Below are 17170 nucleotides of genomic sequence, written 5' to 3' on the forward strand. Positions count from 1 at the left end.
GCTATATCGCTCCTTGGAACTGGAATGACTTAATTACTTATCCCCACACTTTGCGCTCTGCACTACCGAATTATTACTGATTTTTTGAATTTTTTTATTGAAAAAAATATTGTTGAAAATCAATAATTATACTGTTGCTACTGAGATAAAACTTGTTTATCATCGTAAATATAAAGCAAACAGGTCTAAAACTTATGTTCCGCCTATCTGACACAGAGAGCTTAATTCCTAAAAGCCTTGCTATGTCTGATTTTAAAAATAGTTAAAATTATCATTAAAATATCCGGAATGTGGGATAAAACCATTGTAAATTTTTCCTGTATACACACTAACTAATGTTAGTGATTTGTATTCATGAGACTTAGAACGAACACATCCAGAAAATTGAACTATAAATATACCTAAAAGCCCAAGTTATAATAGGTAAAGTGTAACTTTACCGCTTAATTCGCTGAGTATTTTTACTTTTTGCATAACTGAGATACACCCTAGAAGTATCTATTAGAACAACAAACAAAACTATTATTATCACATCTACCTATGAATGAACTTCAGCTTGACCCCAACACTCAACTCGTAACAGTTAACGATCCTTCACCCACTATTTCAGTGTTATGGGACCGCGCAGTCCAACAAGCAGTTATTAATACCGCTCCCGGTCCAACCGTGGCTTCCCGTGCCTATTCTATGGTACACACAGCCATCTATGATGCTTGGGCAGCTTACGATCCATCAGCAATTGGAACTCAGTTAGGAGACGATCTGCAACGTCGTAGCTCTGAAAACACAGAAGCTAATAAAGCTGAGGCAATGAGTTTTTCTGCTTACCGGGTGCTGATAGATTTATTCCCCGAGCAAGAAGAAATTTTCAATGGTGTGATGGCTGAACTGGGTTATGACCCCAACAACACTACCACCAATGTACGTACTCCTGCTGGCATTGGTAACGTTTCCGCTCAAGCACTATTAGCATTCCGCCAGAATGATGGTTCTAACCAACTAGGAAATAACCCCAATGGTAATGGTAATCCCTACTCCGATATCACTGGTTATCAACCTCAAAATCCTGCTGGGAACCCTATTAATATAGAGTTCTGGACTCCCGAAAATGTTCCTATTGACGATCCTAATGCTCAAGTCCAAAACTTCCTGACTCCACACTGGGGTAATGTGACACCTTTTGGCCTCGAATCAGGTGACGAACTACGACCAGTAGCACCAGAACCATTTTTGCTGGTAGATGGTGAGGTAGACTTGGATGCAGGTACAATTACTTTGGCAGACCAGTCTGTAGTTCCAATCAGTCCAGAGATTGTTGGCACTATTATTAATCCTGAATTTATTGCCCAAACAGAACAGGTAGTTAATTTTAGTGCCAATCTGACAGACGAACAAAAGTTAATTGCGGAATTTTGGGAAGATGGGGGTGGTACATCCTTCCCACCAGGAACCTGGATGACTTTTGGTCAATTTGTTTCTGCCAGAGATGAGCATACATTAGATCAAGACGTCGAACTATTCTTTAATTTGGGTAACGCAGTATTTGATGCTGGTGTTGCTACTTGGGAAGCTAAAGTTTTCTACGACTATGCTCGTCCAGTACGCACAGTGCGCGAATTAGGCGAATTAGGTTTGATAGGCGAGTTTGATGAACAGCTTGGTGGTTATGCTATTGATGCTTGGGCAGGTCCAGGACAAGGAACCCAAAGAATTCTAGCAACTGATTTCCTCACCTATCAAACTCCTGGTAGCCATCCTTCACCTCCTTTTGCTGAATATGTATCCGGTCATAGCACTTTCAGTGCTTCTGCCGCAGAAATTCTCCAACGGTTTACTGGTAATGATGAGTTTGGTGCTTCGGTAACTTTTGCCCCTGGTGAGTCTCGTTTTGAACCTGGTGTAACACCAACAGAAACCGTAACTCTGGAGTGGGAAACTTTCAGCGAAGCTGCTGATGAGGCTGGTTTTTCTCGTCTTTACGGAGGCATTCATTTTGAGGATGGCGATGTCAATGGTGGAATTTTAGGGCAACGGGTAGCAGGAGAGGTTTGGGAAGAAGCTCAGTCTCTACTTACCCCCAATAAGATAACTGGTACACGCAGAGATGATGAGTTAATTGGAACTGATGCAAGTGAATACATACATAGCGGTCGTGGTGATGATACTATCCAAGGTTTAGATGGTAACGACTTAATCCATTCCGGCAAAGGTAACGATATAATTAATGCTGGTGGCGGTCGTGATATTATTGGTGCTGATAGAGGTGATGATATTATTACTGGTGGAACTGGTGCAGATCTGTTTGACTTCCGTCGTGGTTATGGGGATGATGTTATCACTGATTTTGAAGATGGAATAGATTTGATTCGTTTAAGAGGCGACCTGACGTTCGAGGATTTGACAATTGCTCAGGTAGGTAGCGACACTAGCATTACTACTCGCAGACTTTCTATTACTTTGCAGGATGTAGCAGCAAGCGATATCGGTAGTGATGATTTTGTCGATATTTTTGCTTAAGCAACAACTTGAAGAAGCTGCTAGAAGCAAACTTTTTTTAAAATTAAAATTATCAAAAATACTGAGGTATAGCGCTACGCGCAAGTTAGAAGTCAAAAGTCAAAAGCAATCTATGACTGAGTTTGAAGATTTACCAATGTCCTAACCTATTTGCCTAGTGCTATAGGTTTCATAGTTGAATAAAAATACTACCCTTGTAAGGACGTTTCATGGAACGTCCCTACTATGCTCTATGAATTATGAAAACGCCTGTAAGTGCAGGGAGGATTTGAAAGACTATGTTAAGTATATTAACTTAATCGGATCGTCAATTCAAACACATGGTATTATAAAAATAAAATAAAATTCGTATGTTAATGATTTAGTTGCCATCAATAACCTTTATAGGAGGCTTTTCATTTAGAATAGGTATAGGGAATCAAAAAATATTTTATGACAATCTTTCATACCTGGAGTATGATTAATATTTACTATATTTCTAATATCAGTTTAGCTGAAAATAATGAATAAAAGGTTTACTAACTTTTAGTATTAAGATTGCGACTAATGATTAGTAATAATCTTCTTTTTTCAGGGTGGGAGGCATCTATGAAATATACAAGTAAACAAATCATAGTCACTAATTCCTATGAGCAACAAATCTTAGAAGAAAAGATTTATAATCACTTTTTGAAATTGGTTTCGATTGAATCAATCGAGCAAATGATTGAGCGATTTCGGATACTATTTTTCCAATCTTCTTCATACCAAACTCCAGAAATATCGACAGCTCTAGAAAGAATTTTACAATTCCCTGAATGTGAAGAACAATTTAACTACATCCTGAATCGTTGCTGTTATATTTTAATTAACTATCAACAACAACATCAAGATCAAAAAAATGTTTTAGAAAAATTGATTCAGTTATTTAGTCAAGCAACCTCTAAATCTGACTATTCCTATTACGGTTATTGCCAAACAAAAAAAATTTTAGAACTTGTCAGAGGTTTTACTCATAGTCAACAATACTTGAGCTTGAAACGTTTGGCAGCACTGATGAATCAAGGATTTGAAAGTAAGAGTCGCAGCAGCTTAAATCAACCTTTGAAAATTATTATCCCCCGCTATCCCTATCTATATAACTATTTGTTATTAACTCCAAAAAGTAGTACAGAATATCAACAAGCAATCAGAAAACTGCAAGAGCAAAAACAGCAAAAATTTGAAATTAATTTATCCCGCTATATCACTAATCAAGCCCGAATAGAACTTTGTCAATTTCAACAATTACAATCAGTTAAACAATTACAATCGATCAAAAATCCTACCTTATTATCGAATAATGAACTATTATTATCTATCAAACAATTTGTGGGTAAAGTAGAAGGTAGAGAGACTTATCAAGATTATGCTAAACGATTTTTAACTTATATAAAAATACCTCAACCATATCACTCTTTTAAAGATAGTTTTTATGAATATCTAAGTACATCCTTTGATGTTGAATCTCAACAAATTAGAGTTAGGTTCAAGGAGCAACTCTACAAGCATTTACAAAATGTTATGTCTGAGAATGATAATCAGCTATTCAATGAATTTTTAATGAAGAAGACCTGTAGCAAAATGTTGAGTTTTTTAATTGTTAATAATCAAAAACAGCTACAACATTATTTGTTTGTTAACCTCATTGATAATTTAGGACCGATTATTACAACAGGGCTACTACTAAAAATCTTATTAGTTTGTCAAGAGGTCAGACCAGGTTTAGAACAACGATTTGCAATATTGTTTAACCATTACGAATCTTCTACGCAAAAAAAAGTTCAATGGTTAGTCAAAGCACTAGAAAATATGCAAATAGCTTTAAGTACAAATTTTGGTAGAATCGACCTTTCTTTTATTCATTAATTAGGGCTTGCTGATTAATTCTCGCGCGTATTGACAGATAAAGGCTGTAGCATTTTTTTGTCCGGAAAAAGTGCCTGATTTTCGGTGAAAAAAGCTTAAAAAGCTAATATTTGGGGATGATTATGGCAGAAAAATCAAGGAACAATAATTCCTTCTACCTCCTCTATAATTCCCATTTCTCCTGACTCCTGAGGACTGACTCCTCTCCTGCCTTCACCCATAACACTTTTTCAGCAAACCCTAATTAGGGCTTGCTGATTAAATATAAAAGCATTTACATGATCGAGGTTTGAGAAACTAATGGTCTGAAAAAAGTACCAGCTTTTGTGTTAATAAAGCTGAAAAATTAAGCATTTTGGAGTAACGTTCTGGAGAAAATTTAAGTGGCTATGATGAACGACTACCTCTTCTACAACTCCCTGCTTCTCCTAATTCTTAACTACTCCCTACTCCCTCCGACCTACTCCCTACCTCAACAAAAAGACTTTTGATCGCAAACCCTAATTATATGACTAAAAAAGAATTGGTTAGGACATAGACTGACGATGAATCTTAGACTAGGAAATGTTTTTCTAACTGTTCCCTGTTCCCTGCTATAAATCAAACAAATTTTTGAGACGATTTCTGACCCAAACTACAGGATTTTTATCATCTTCTTCTGCATCAACTAATCCTAATGTTCTAAGTTCATTTTGACGTTCAGATAATTCTTCTTGATGTTTACTCAACTCTTGCACAATTACCTCTGCTAATTCTGGATTTTCATGCAATATTTTTTCAAAGCCTTTTTTCTGAATAGCAAATAAAATAGTATCTTCAATTGCTCTAACGGAAGCTGTACGAGGAATACCTAGCATTAAAGCTAATTCTCCGAAAAATTTTCCAGCTTTTAGAGTAGTGAGATGTTTATTAATTTTTTCAGCAAAGACCTCTACTGAACCGGAAAGAATAATATAAAAAGTATCACCAGGGTCTCCTTCATGGAATAAAAAATCTAATTGCTTGAGACGTTTTCTATATCCTACTTCTATTAGTTTTCTTAACTCCACATCAGTAAAATTTTCAAAATAACTAACTTGCATTAATAAATCCCTAGCTGATAGAGGTTTATTAGGTATAGACTGATGATTTTTTAACCCGTGAAGAACAGTATTTTGAGATGATTCTAAATTTTTGGAATCCTGTGGATGATGAAGATATATATTAAAATGATCCCAAGGAATTAAAATACCTTGTTGATGTAAATTATGCTGGATTAGAAACCGTAAAGAACTCATATAAACGGGTTGATTATAAATTTCATTTACCCATACCCATAATTGAAATTTAAAAGCATTATCTTGAAACCCTAAAAACAAAACTTTTGGAGGAGGTTCCCGTAATACTGCTGGTTCCATATAAGCTGACATTAATATAGCTTCCGTAACTAATACTGGGTCACTATCATCAGAAACAAAAATATCAACTTCAATCCGACCTTTAAAATTATCGTAGCTTAAGTTATGTATTTTCCCCTCTATTAATATTCCATTAGGAATAATTACATGACTATCTTTTAATGTTCTAATTCTAGTTGAACGTAAACCAATTTCTTCCACAAAACCTAAATCATTCTCTAATTCAATAAAATCTCCTATTTTAATAGGTCTTTCTATTAGTACATTCAAACCACTAATAAAGTTTTTAGTAATATTCTGAAATCCTAAACCAATACCTACACCCAAACCCCCAGCTAAAACTGCTAATGAGGAGACATTAAAGCCTTGTGTTTGGAGAATAACTATTATACCTAGGGTGCTGAGTCCATAACTAAATATTGTAGATATTGCCTCTCGGTTGGCTTTATCTATGCCTAGTTTTACTAAAAATACTTTTTTGAGTAAATTTTTGAATAGTCTACCTAAGAGCAGGACTATGATTAAATATATACCTAATTGGAAAAGTAAACTTAAAGATATATAAGTATCCCCTATGAAAAGTAGAGGAGTTGTAAACATTTGAGTTAGATTTACTAATAATTTTTGTATTGCTTCAAGCATAGAGTTTTAAATTTTTATCTATAGCAACTATACCGTTTCACGGAAGTAAAAAGTCATGCATTAAGACTTTATAGACTATAAACTTTTATGCCACAGTAATTTCAGGAAATTATTTGACATTTAAAGTTTTCAACTATTTGTGACATCTTTAAAGTGAATTGGTATAGATTCTAATTATTTTATGTTATGGGGAGTGCTCTGTCATAATTACAGCAGTTTTGGAGTTAATAAGGTACAAAGTTTTACGAGTTTAGGGAATAGGGAATAGAATTTAGTGTTAAACTTTACTTCACTATCCTCAAAAGTTCTATAATCATGTTTTTATTGAACTTTACTTACTGCTTATAGTGGTACAACTGATGGGGTAAATATTTTTTACTTGCTCCCAACCCATCTTCTCTACTCCCTATTCCCTACTCCCTACTCCCTAATAAGAAGATTAAAAACCCAGTTTCTAGAAGAAACCGGGTTTTAATAAATTAATTATTTCGGGAAAAAGTTCCGATCAAAAAAGATAGCTAATTCTATTTTTTCGGACTCACAATATACTCAGATGAAACCTGTTCTACCTGCCCTAATTTCGCCAACGCTTGATAAAAAATTGCTGCAACTTCAGCACGAGTAGCAGGTTGATTTGGATTCAAATTTTTCACATCTGGATGGCTCACTACTAATCCAGCAGCAGTTGCGGCAGCTACTTTTTCTTTAGCCCAATCAGGTATTTTTTCTGTGTCTTTGTAAATACTTAAAACCTCATCGGGATTAGATGGAATTTTCAGATTTAAGCCACTAGCTAAAGAAATTAATACCTGTAATCGTGATACTTCTTGTTCTGGGCGAAAAACATTCCCTGGATACCCACTTAAAAAACCAGATTTAGTAGCTGTTTGAATTTCGGTTTGAGCTGATGAATCTGCTTTTACATCTTCATAATTAATAGACTTTCTAGTTGATTTTTCCTCAAATACTTTAGGAATTTGAGTGGCAAATTCAGCTCGCGTTACAGGTTTATCTGGCTCGAATTTATCATTATCAACCTGAGTAATAATATCCCGTTCTGCCAAAGGTTGAATAAAATTACTTGCCCAAAAACTATTAGGAACATCAGAAAATTTAACCCTGCCAGTAGGAGATGTGTCAGGAGATGGTACTGCTGTTGGAGGCGGAGAAGTTTCCGTTGCTTTGGGTGACTCTGGAGTTTCTACTTTTGGAGGCGGAGAAGTTTCCGTTGCTTTGGGTGACTCTGGAGTTTCTACCTTTGGAGGCAGAGAAGTTTCCGTTGCTTGGGGTGACTCTGTTGTTGGACTAGGAATAGGAGGTGCCACAGGTAGAGTCTCAGTTGCTATGGGAGAATCTGTAACTTCCGGTGATGTAGGAAGTGGAGATTCAGATAACATCTTGCCAATGCCCAATGCTGCCAAATTCTTGGCAACTTGTGGGGTAGGATTAGTTGTTTTTAGCGGTTTGGCTAATTTGGGTGTTGTCTCAGTCTTTGTCTTGACTTCATCTAAACCCTGAATATTTGGCTCTAACTCCTCAACAGTATTAGTAATAGGGGTCAAAGTAGCTAGACTTGTTCCTAATTCTTCAGAAGTTAGAGATGCTTGATCGATATTTGATGCTGACTCACCAGTAGGAGTCTTAAGTTGAGGTGTGCCTAAGCTAAAGATTGACTCCTGAGAAGCAATATCGGGACTATCAACAGTTTCAGATAGAGGTGTAGAAAGCATGGGTTTAGAAAGTAGATTAAACCCATTATTTTCTCTAGTTGTTGCCCAGAAAAATATGCTGCCAAGAGTCGCTAAGGCTACAAATATTGCAATCCACTCATCACGTTCCACTGGCCTTGGCCGTGACGGTGGTTTTGTCGGTGTATTTGTCATGGCTATTCTATTTATATTAGCGATAGCTCTAGATTAGACTAATATTGGAGATAAAAAAAAGATGAATTGGGGTGGGACTGGTTCATCTGATCAAATGTTGATATTATTAAGCCCGAAAAACGAACCTGCCTATATTAAATGTTGATATTATTAAGAAGGAGAACCTGCTCCTACTATTGCAAAATTTTATAGCAATCGCTATTACTGGCGCGGACATTCTCAAATATAGTTACAGCAAGAATTAAACTTCTAACTTCTGACTTCTAACTTCTGACTTCTGCTCATGACTACTAAACCATTAATTATTGCTCACCGGGGTGCATCTGGCTTGGTGAAGTTTGAAAATACTATTGCATCTTTTGCCAAAGCTATTGAGTTAGGTGTTTCAATGCTAGAGTTTGATGTTAGAAAAACTCTGGATAATTTATTTGTTGCTTTTCACAATGAATCAATTGATGGGATCAAAATTAGCGATTTGACTTATGAACAACTTTTAGATATTTCACGCCAAAAAGGTTTTGAAGTTCCATTAGTAGAAGATGTGTTGAAGTTATGCCGGGGAAAAATAAAACTTGATATTGAATTGAAAGAAGCGGGATATGAATTGGAGATAGTTAATTTAGTCAAAAAATATTTAGATTATCAAGATTACGTAATTAAATCTTTTCTTGATGCTGCGATTATTGCAGTTAAAAAAGCAGATAATCAAATTACAACTGGGCTGTTATTAGGACTTGGTAATCCCCAAAATTTAATCCCTACTCGATTATCAGAAATTTTTCCAGAATTTCGTTTATTTACAACTCAAGCTGATTTTGTTTCTCCTAATTATCAATTAATAAAATTCGGTTTTGCGTGGCGGATGAAACTGATAAAAAAGAACATCTATGTTTGGACAGTTAATGATGAAAAATTAATGGTTGAAATTGTGAATAAAGGAGCCTTTGCATTAATTACAGATAGACCAGATTTAGCTTTGAAGTTATTTTATAGTAATAGAAGTAAGGAGTCAGGAGCCAGGAGTCAGGAGTCAGGAGGGAAGAGAATTTAGAAAGATTTGCACTTTAGCGCTCAGATGAACCATTTTTTTATACCGAATTAAGCAGATTTTATATCATCAGGACTTACGCAACATAAGAAAATATACACCACCTGTAGGGATTAACGGCCGTTAACCCCCAATACGGTTCAGTTAAGGATTTTTTTTGCAGTTATTTAATCTGAAAAGCTTATCTAATGGTTCCATACCATAGGAGTTTTCGTCTTATCTGAACTGTATTGCGTTAACCCCTACTAGATATGGTGGTACTGCGTAAGTTCTGATGATTAGTTATTTTAAGTCATTGCGAGTGGAACGAAGCAATCTCAGGAGTGGCGCTAGATTATTTCCCATCCTCACAATGACGACTTTTCAGCCTGATTCTATATAGCATTTCTCAGTAAGCATAATTAGCTGTGTCAGTCCAGTAGCTCTAATTAAAGTTAAAAAATTTTAGGGACGGGTTCAACCTAAACACCATCTAGTTCTCAAAACCCGCCCTCTAATGTTGCTCACCTACTTAATATTGGAAAAACAACAAAAAGAACCACTCATAACTAAGAGGCTCTTGTGAAGATAACTTTATTTTAAATAAAATCCTGATAATCTTTGAAGTGGTGGGGAATTATCAGGACTTTATTTTGAAAAATTTGTTTGACTTAAGCCTTTTTGGTTAATTTCTTTTTGGATAAAATACCTGCTCCAGCAAATAAACCTAAACCAAGTATCGCAGAAGGTTCAGGTACTTTCTCAGATTTAACATCACCAGTAAACTCTTCATATTCATATGTCACTCTAACACCTGCTCCAGCTTGTGTAGAAATGATAGAAGCAATATTAGCTGCACCTGTTACATTTGAATTAGTATTAGCAGAGAATAAAAAATTTACATCACCATCACCAGTGAAGAAGTCTAATATACCTTGGTCATCATAAAAGTTCTCTCCACTTAGTGTAGCTGTTAGTCCACTAAAGGCTTGACCAGAAGTACCTCCAAAGTCTACACTACCATCAAAAGCAGTTGCATCAAATGAATCTGATGCACTCACTGTTTCTTCAAACAAAGGGTTATTGAGACTATCAGTAGGCTCAAGTAACTTTAACAGACCAGAAAGACTAAAAGTTAAAGTTTGAGCTTGTGCATCCAGACTCTCTACTGAAGCATTACCAACAATTTGTCCATCAAAGCCGACTGTGACACCTAGAAGATCAAAACGACCATCCTGATCGTCGAATTTTTCGATTGATAAGAGAGCATCTGTAATATCTGTTGGTGCTAGCTCAAAAGTATCTGTAAACGTTACGCTCTGAGCATTAGCAACACCAGCATTAGCCATTACGCCAGTGAATGCAACTGTAGCAGTTAAACCAGCAAAGAATTTAGAGTTAACAATGTTATTAATCATGGTTTTAGTTTGTGTTCGTGTAATTAGTTACTTTGATTTTTGAACTAGGCCATATTTCACTAACACCCACTGTTATGTTGTAGATGAACCGCCTGCGTCCTTGTATCTATTTTTATAAATTTTTAAAGTTTTATACTGTGACGAAAATCATAATAATAAATGAGATTAATTACTGCTTTTTGAGTTAAATAATGAATTGACTATACGTAGATATTCTAAAAGCTTTACTATAAAAGGCTTTTGGATAAATAATATTTAACTCTAACACTGTATAGGAACAGCTAAAAAATAGTATCACTCGTGTAAGCACTTGTGCTTATATGTAATTTATTTTACTAATTATATTAGTGATATTCGGTAGGCGAAAAAATCTCATGCCAGTTTAAGTACGCAATATAAAGTAGTAATATTTTTTACTTTATACGCAAAAATAGGCGATCGCATCATAAATTAGACATCTGTGGAAAAAGAACGTAGTGGAATGACACGACTAAAAATGTAGGTTGGGTAGAACGATAGTGAAACCCAACACAGACAAAAGACAACAGACAAGAGTGGGTTTTTTCAATTGCACAGTTTTAGCTGTGTCATGCCACGACTGGACTGTTTCACCTAAAATAGTGCATTAGGGAGTAGGATAGGGACGTTGCATGCAACGTCCGTACGGAAGTAGGGGAGAAAGATTGTTGTTGGGTTTCGTCCCTCAACCCAACCTACATCTATTGCAAAATTTAAGATGAAACAGTCTACTACAATAGTAATTTTGTGCATTAATATCATTGGGGGCGGGTTCATTTAATTTAATGTTGAGCAAGATGAATTTAATGCGGAACCCGCCACTACTATTGCAAAATTCTTTAGTTAAGCAGGAAAATAATTAATGCCTTGGCTTTTTTTCGCTACTTCAGTAGCTTTTATTCAATCGATGAAAGATGTTTATAACAAGACACAACTAAAAAATTTTGACGAGTATATTATTGGATGTAGTCTGACATTTTTTACCTCTTTATTTCTGAGTCCCCTATTATTTTTAATTGACATTCCTCAGTTAGGAAATAATTTTTGGTTGGCTCTATTAGTCAGTGGTTCTTTGAACGCGATCGCCTACATCCTTTATCTCAGAGCTATTAAAATTTCTGACTTATCAATTATTGCTCCTGTCACCACTTTTAGTCCCTTATTTTTGTTAGTAACTTCCCCATTAATTGTGGGAGAATTTCCTCAACCACTGGGTATGACTGGCGTCTTATTAATTGTAGTAGGTTCCTATCTATTAAATCTTAAAGAGAAACAGAAAGGATATTTAGCTCCTTTTAGAGCAATAACTACTGATAAAGGTTCGCGACTAGCTCTGTTAGTAGCTTTTATTTGGAGTATTAGCGCTAATTTTGATAAAGTAGGCGTGCAAAATTCTTCACCTATTTTTTGGGGAATTTCCGTATTTTTCACAATATCAATTTTCTTATTACCAATTGTTTTATATAAATCCCATCAGAATCTATACAAATTAAAAACTGGTGGCTGGAAATTAGGGGTCTATGGTATGATTAATTCCGTAGCAATGGGATGTCAAATGATAGCTATAAATTTAACTTTTGTTGCTTATGTAATTTCGGTCAAAAGAACCAGTGCATTATTTAGCGTTCTTTTGGCAAAAATAATTCTCAAAGAAAAAGGCATTAAAGAACGATTATTAGGTGCAGTAATTATGGTATCAGGAGTATTTTTCATTACTATTTCCCAACAACTCTAATAAAAAAAAATGACCGAAAATTTATGGTATTCAGCCTCCTATTTTAAGGGGATAAAAAAAGAATATTCCGTATTTCAAGCCTTCTGCTTATTACAGGAGTTACTGATAACTGATAACTGAAATGACATTTGACTTACAAACAAGATTACAAAATCATCTAAAAGAAATAGTGCGCGATCGCGACCCATATCTAGCATCAACAGGACATTTTTATGTCAGAAAATATATTTATCAGCAATTATCACAGTTTGGAAATGTAGAAATTGATAAATTTCAGGTGAGAGGCAAAACCCATGAAAATTTAATCTTAAATTTACCCTCTTTGAACAACAATAAAAAACTAGAGTTACCATCAATATTAATTGGCGCTCATTATGACACAGTACTAGGTACACCAGGAGCAGATGATAATGCTACTGGTGTAGCAGTTTTACTAGAATTAGCTAGAGAATTCTCTTTTCAACCCTTGAAATATCCTGTTAGTTTAATTGCTTTTGATATGGAAGAATATGGATTATTAGGAAGTCATCATTATGCGGAAAAACTTAAACAAAAACAACAGCAACTTAGACTAATGATATCTTTGGAAATGCTTGGTTATTGTGACTCTACTCCCAATTCCCAAAGTTATCCTCCTGGATTAAAATATTTTTATCCAAACCAGGGTAATTTCATTGCATTAATCGGTAATTTATTTACAGTTATTGATATGTTCCAAATAAGTAGAAAGATAAATAAAATAGGAACTAATTGTCAGTGGTTGCCAGTGCCAAATCGAGGCTTAATTGTTCCCGATACTCGTCGCAGTGACCATGCACCATTTTGGGATAGAGGATATAAGGCTATAATGATTACCGATACTGCAAATATGCGAAATCCTAATTATCATCAAAAAAGTGATACTATTGACACTTTAGATTTAGATTTTCTCACAGGAGTTTGTCAAGGATTAATGACAGCTATGAGAAGTATGTTGTAAATCATAAAGTAGGAAGAATTTAAAAATTATAAATTATAGTTATGTACAGAAAATCTCAGTTGCAAAAGATATTATGAGGATTAATTAAAGTAACGATGTGGAAGGAAGCAATCCCAAGGTCTTAGAGATTGCTTCCCTTTAGTCTTTAAACTGATTTTATATCATTTGCCATCAAAAAAGTTTTTGTTTGTAGGAGCGCTTTAGCACTCCTAGATATATTTTGGGCGTAGTTAGCGCAACAACGAATCTAATTATAGGCGTTGCATATTTGCGGGATAAATTAGTGTCGGGAGCGTCGGGAGTGTCGGGAGTGTGGGGGGCGTTAGGTCTTTTGCGTCCTGCAATTATAGCTTTAGAGAAAGAGGAAGTAAAAGATGGAATTTACCTTTTGTGCAAAGATTCATCCCTTGGTTCAGCAACGCCTAATTATAAGTATTTTACCGAATAATTAAGGTAAAAAGCCTCTCCTTTAAAGGAGAAACAAGCGGTCGTTAGCGGAGCTTTCCGTAGGATGGGATGGCGAAGTCTCCCGCTCTTTCAGAGCCGCTGCGCTTTTCATGTCGGCTCTTAGCCGAAACGCCATATCCAATCGACCAAGAGAGCGGTCGTTAGTGGAGCATGGAGTAGGATGGGATGGCGAGGTCTCCTCGTCATATCTAATCTCCCCTTGATCAGAAAAAATTTTCACGCTCCGCGTCAATCCAATCCGTTTTAGGGAGAGGTAATTATCCATTATCAATTAATGAACGATAGGGTAGCTCCCCCGGAGGAGGCAGCACATGATATTAATTATAGTTAATCAACTGCAGTTCAGAGCAAATTTAATACCTTGGTTCCAAGAATTGTCTGTTGAAAGATTTGTTAGAGGTATCTTCAGGTAACCAACGACATTCTAATTTTCCTGCTTCTATTTGAGGTACTTTAATCGCAAACCCATTACCATCGCTTACCATAGAAAATCCAAAACCAACAGAGGTTCCTAGTAAAACTAGAGCAACTGTTCTAAACATTTATATATTCTCCAATAATATAAGTTTAATTACTCCCTATTTAAACTTACAAAGCCAAAATCCAAATTCCGCTTAGTTCCATAAATATTATTGGTAACTCGATCTTGAATAATTAATGCTTTGCTGATAGATATCTACAGTGGAACTGTAGATATTTCTTAATTTTCTTAATTACAGGGGTGTTGAAGTTAATCATCTCTAAAATACCTTAACTCCCTCGATCAAACTGATAGAACAGGTCACAAAAATTTGTAGAGGCAATTCATAAATTGCCCCTACTCCTTCAATGATTATTTTTTGATTAAATCAACCTCCACTAATTTTAGCTTTGTAACCCAATTTAGTTAAAACCTCCAGTAACTTTTCTTTATGTTCCCCCTGAATTTCAATTTCATTATCCTTAAGAGTTCCACCTGCGCCACATTGATTTTTAAGTTGTTTGAGTAAAGCTGTTAAAGTTTCTGAGTTTGACTGAAACCCACTAATAATAGTAACTGTTTTTCCTTTACGACCTTTGCGGGATGCTTGTACTCTTAAATTTTGTTGATTTGGCGGTAAGTTTGGTAATGCTCTTTCTGTTGCTGGAGAAGTAGCATTATTACCAAATTCTGAATAAACTATGCGATCGCCTTTGGCATTTTTATTATCAGAGGAATTACGTTTGGAGTTAGGCATAATTTTAAAGCCATATAATCGAATTTTTAGTTAGTATAACATTAAAGGTTGTTATGGTACATGGGGATGAATAACTCCGCTTCATGGGAGCAAGATGCTCCCACTATTCCCTTGACCAGAATAATTATATTAGGAATTACAGAGAAACTGGGTTATGATAATAATTTAACTTCTGACTTCAGCTATACCTAACAATAATAAACCTGGCATCGCTTTTTTAATCCAGTCTGTAATTAAGATTTGTTCGCGATCGCATGACTCAACTACTTCACCATCAAGACTTACGCAAAGACACTATATATAGGGCATGGTAAATAGAGCGATATAGCTACCGCTAGGCTCCGCCAACGCTATATTTTTTTTTAGTGATCGCCAAGCTTTGCTGATTATAAACAATTCATAAAAACTTAAACAGCAGTCATTTTAATTGTAGGATATTTAAGTTCAGATACTAGATATTTAGACAATAATTGATGTTTTAGATGATAAATAGTTATTCCTAAAATCGCTATATTTGCCATACACTATATATAGTGTATTTGCGTAAGTCCTGAAAATAAAACCTTAAAAAATTGATTATGCTTAATAAATTTTCCAGGTACAAGCCAGAAAATTCTGATCTTATTTAATTTATGTTCCTAAGTATTATATCATGCATGATAAATGTTTGCGATTAATCTCTAGTAATCAGGACTTACGCAGAGACTCTACTTATGGCAAGGGCGTTAGGGGAGCTTTGCGTTAGCAAATACCATTCGCCCCTACAAGATGGTGGTTGAAAAGTCAATTTGCGTAAGTCCCGATCCTGTTATAGTATCGGCATCTCGGACTTTACTAATTCTCCATTGAGTCTATTACTTCTAAGTTTTCCTCTGAGCGCAAAAAACTACTTAATTGATTTTTATCTGGGTCGTAAATATATTTCTACGTCGTCTTCACTCCTCCTTCACTTGAGATCACCAGGTAGATACCTAACAAAATAACAACAAAACCCAACAAATTAAGCATACTTAAGGTTTCTGAGAATATCGCCCAAGCCAATATAGCGGTCAGAGTTGGATTAAGAAGCAGAATAGTAGACACTAATCCTGAAGATAACCATTTGAGGCTATAGGCTGTTAAAATCATATTGAGAACTCCCCCCAGACCGATAAAAATTGCGCTTAACCAACTGTTCCCAGAATAGGGAAAAAGTTGATCGCCAGTCACAAGAATAATGGGTAAAATGAAAAGAGTACTCAGTGCCGAACACCAAAAAACAATGGTAGTTGCACTAAAGTGAGTCCTCAGTTTTTCCTGAACCAGTAAAGATACAGCCCAAAAAATGGCAGAGAGTATAGCTAGTCCATCCCCTTCTAGTTTGCTAGGAGCAATTGAGATATCATCAAGTCCAATACCTACTGCTCCTGCGAGCGCTATTCCTACTCCAATGACAAAGGAGCGATCGAACTTTTGACCAAGAAATATTGCTCCTCCCAAGACCGCAAATAAAGGAGTAATACTATGGAGTAGCTCTGAGTTAGCAACGCTAGTTTTAACTAAAGACCAACTCCACAGCACTCCTATAGCTGTAGTAAATAACCCTATAGCTAGCAAGAATACCAAGTTTTTAGGAGTATAAGGAGATTGTTCAATGGGTTTTGAGTTAACAGACTCTCTGGACTTTAGGGTTAAGAGTCCATTCCATAGCAAAAGGAATACGGTTCCTATCCAAGAAAAATTAAATACCGTGGCATTAGGACTGATTTCGCTTTCGCTGACTCGGATGAAGATTGGCATGAAAGCAAGGATGATGAGGGCACCTATGATGGCCACTATTGCCCTTGTGGTTCTGCTCTTTTCCTCTGAAGCTAATTCTAATTGTTTTGTCATTGTTATGGTAAGTTGTCAGTAGTCAGTTGTGTTTGCTAATTTCTTACAGCAGTTTTCATTTCAGTAGACCACAGTAGGGACGTTCCATGGAACGTCCCTACTGGGTTTTG

12 protein-coding genes are annotated in these 17170 nt (G+C 35.7%); 6 read left to right on the forward strand and 6 right to left on the reverse strand.

The window, feature by feature from the left end:
* Window positions 1-540: 540 nt before the first annotated feature.
* Together ACP6PM_RS21120 and ACP6PM_RS21125 are read left to right on the forward strand one after the other, a co-directional pair.
* Window positions 541-2517, forward strand: coding sequence for a DUF6851 domain-containing protein (locus ACP6PM_RS21120; RefSeq protein WP_426588097.1), 1977 nt, complete (start codon window positions 541-543; stop codon window positions 2515-2517).
* 588 nt (window positions 2518-3105) lie between these two features.
* Complete coding sequence (locus ACP6PM_RS21125; RefSeq protein ID WP_426588099.1) at window positions 3106-4404, forward strand: hypothetical protein; 1299 nt, start codon at window positions 3106-3108, stop codon at window positions 4402-4404.
* 593 nt (window positions 4405-4997) lie between these two features.
* On the opposite strand, the gene ACP6PM_RS21130 is transcribed toward ACP6PM_RS21125, so the two are convergent.
* Together ACP6PM_RS21130 and ACP6PM_RS21135 are read right to left on the reverse strand one after the other, a co-directional pair.
* Complete coding sequence (locus tag ACP6PM_RS21130; protein ID WP_426588101.1) at window positions 4998-6443, reverse strand: cyclic nucleotide-binding domain-containing protein; 1446 nt, start codon at window positions 6441-6443, stop codon at window positions 4998-5000.
* A gap of 524 nt (window positions 6444-6967) precedes the next feature.
* Complete coding sequence (locus ACP6PM_RS21135; protein WP_426588103.1) at window positions 6968-8326, reverse strand: S-layer homology domain-containing protein; 1359 nt, start codon at window positions 8324-8326, stop codon at window positions 6968-6970.
* 283 nt (window positions 8327-8609) lie between these two features.
* Between ACP6PM_RS21135 and ACP6PM_RS21140 the strand changes: the two genes are divergently transcribed.
* Window positions 8610-9377 (forward strand): glycerophosphodiester phosphodiesterase, encoded by a 768-nt coding sequence (locus ACP6PM_RS21140; RefSeq protein ID WP_426588105.1) that lies wholly within the window; start codon window positions 8610-8612, stop codon window positions 9375-9377.
* Window positions 9378-10024: 647 nt separating this feature from the next.
* Here ACP6PM_RS21140 and ACP6PM_RS21145 read toward each other — a convergent pair.
* The gene (locus ACP6PM_RS21145; RefSeq protein ID WP_426588107.1) at window positions 10025-10771 is read right to left on the reverse strand and encodes a PEP-CTERM sorting domain-containing protein; all 747 of its coding nucleotides are present in this window, start codon (window positions 10769-10771) and stop codon (window positions 10025-10027) included.
* Window positions 10772-11651: 880 nt separating this feature from the next.
* Here ACP6PM_RS21145 and ACP6PM_RS21150 point away from each other — a divergent pair.
* From ACP6PM_RS21150 to ACP6PM_RS21160, 3 genes are all read left to right on the forward strand, one after another.
* Window positions 11652-12524, forward strand: a complete 873-nt coding sequence (locus ACP6PM_RS21150) for an EamA family transporter (RefSeq protein WP_426588109.1) — start codon at window positions 11652-11654, stop codon at window positions 12522-12524.
* Window positions 12525-12645: 121 nt separating this feature from the next.
* Window positions 12646-13503, forward strand: coding sequence for a M28 family peptidase (locus tag ACP6PM_RS21155; protein WP_426588111.1), 858 nt, complete (start codon window positions 12646-12648; stop codon window positions 13501-13503).
* A gap of 220 nt (window positions 13504-13723) precedes the next feature.
* Entirely contained in the window at window positions 13724-13951 is a 228-nt protein-coding gene (locus ACP6PM_RS21160) for a hypothetical protein (protein ID WP_426588113.1), read from the forward strand.
* 373 nt (window positions 13952-14324) lie between these two features.
* Here the strand turns inward: ACP6PM_RS21160 and ACP6PM_RS21165 are convergent, their stop codons facing one another.
* The 3 genes from ACP6PM_RS21165 to ACP6PM_RS21175 form a co-directional block, all read right to left on the reverse strand.
* A complete protein-coding gene (locus ACP6PM_RS21165; protein ID WP_293096957.1) occupies window positions 14325-14513 on the reverse strand; it encodes a hypothetical protein in 189 nt (62 codons plus the stop codon).
* A 306-nt stretch (window positions 14514-14819) separates the two neighbouring features.
* Window positions 14820-15188 (reverse strand): translation initiation factor, encoded by a 369-nt coding sequence (locus ACP6PM_RS21170; RefSeq protein ID WP_426588115.1) that lies wholly within the window; start codon window positions 15186-15188, stop codon window positions 14820-14822.
* Window positions 15189-16112: 924 nt separating this feature from the next.
* Entirely contained in the window at window positions 16113-17060 is a 948-nt protein-coding gene (locus tag ACP6PM_RS21175) for a DMT family transporter (protein WP_426588117.1), read from the reverse strand.
* Window positions 17061-17170: the final 110 nt, after the last annotated feature.

Source organism: Dapis brunnea BLCC-M229, assembly GCF_050015995.1.
Lineage (GTDB): Bacteria > Cyanobacteriota > Cyanobacteriia > Cyanobacteriales > Microcoleaceae > Trichodesmium.

Bases quoted from the DNA above. Each gene is read 5' to 3' on its own strand.
- ACP6PM_RS21120 (WP_426588097.1), top strand. From the start codon at position 541: ATGAATGAACTTCAGCTTGACCCCAACACTCAACTCGTAACAGTTAAC.
- ACP6PM_RS21125 (WP_426588099.1), top strand. From the start codon at position 3,106: ATGAAATATACAAGTAAACAAATCATAGTCACTAATTCCTATGAGCAA.
- ACP6PM_RS21130 (WP_426588101.1), bottom strand. From the start codon at position 6,443: ATGCTTGAAGCAATACAAAAATTATTAGTAAATCTAACTCAAATGTTT.
- ACP6PM_RS21135 (WP_426588103.1), bottom strand. From the start codon at position 8,326: ATGACAAATACACCGACAAAACCACCGTCACGGCCAAGGCCAGTGGAA.
- ACP6PM_RS21140 (WP_426588105.1), top strand. From the start codon at position 8,610: ATGACTACTAAACCATTAATTATTGCTCACCGGGGTGCATCTGGCTTG.
- ACP6PM_RS21145 (WP_426588107.1), bottom strand. From the start codon at position 10,771: ATGATTAATAACATTGTTAACTCTAAATTCTTTGCTGGTTTAACTGCT.
- ACP6PM_RS21150 (WP_426588109.1), top strand. From the start codon at position 11,652: ATGCCTTGGCTTTTTTTCGCTACTTCAGTAGCTTTTATTCAATCGATG.
- ACP6PM_RS21155 (WP_426588111.1), top strand. From the start codon at position 12,646: ATGACATTTGACTTACAAACAAGATTACAAAATCATCTAAAAGAAATA.
- ACP6PM_RS21165 (WP_293096957.1), bottom strand. From the start codon at position 14,513: ATGTTTAGAACAGTTGCTCTAGTTTTACTAGGAACCTCTGTTGGTTTT.
- ACP6PM_RS21170 (WP_426588115.1), bottom strand. From the start codon at position 15,188: ATGCCTAACTCCAAACGTAATTCCTCTGATAATAAAAATGCCAAAGGC.
- ACP6PM_RS21175 (WP_426588117.1), bottom strand. From the start codon at position 17,060: ATGACAAAACAATTAGAATTAGCTTCAGAGGAAAAGAGCAGAACCACA.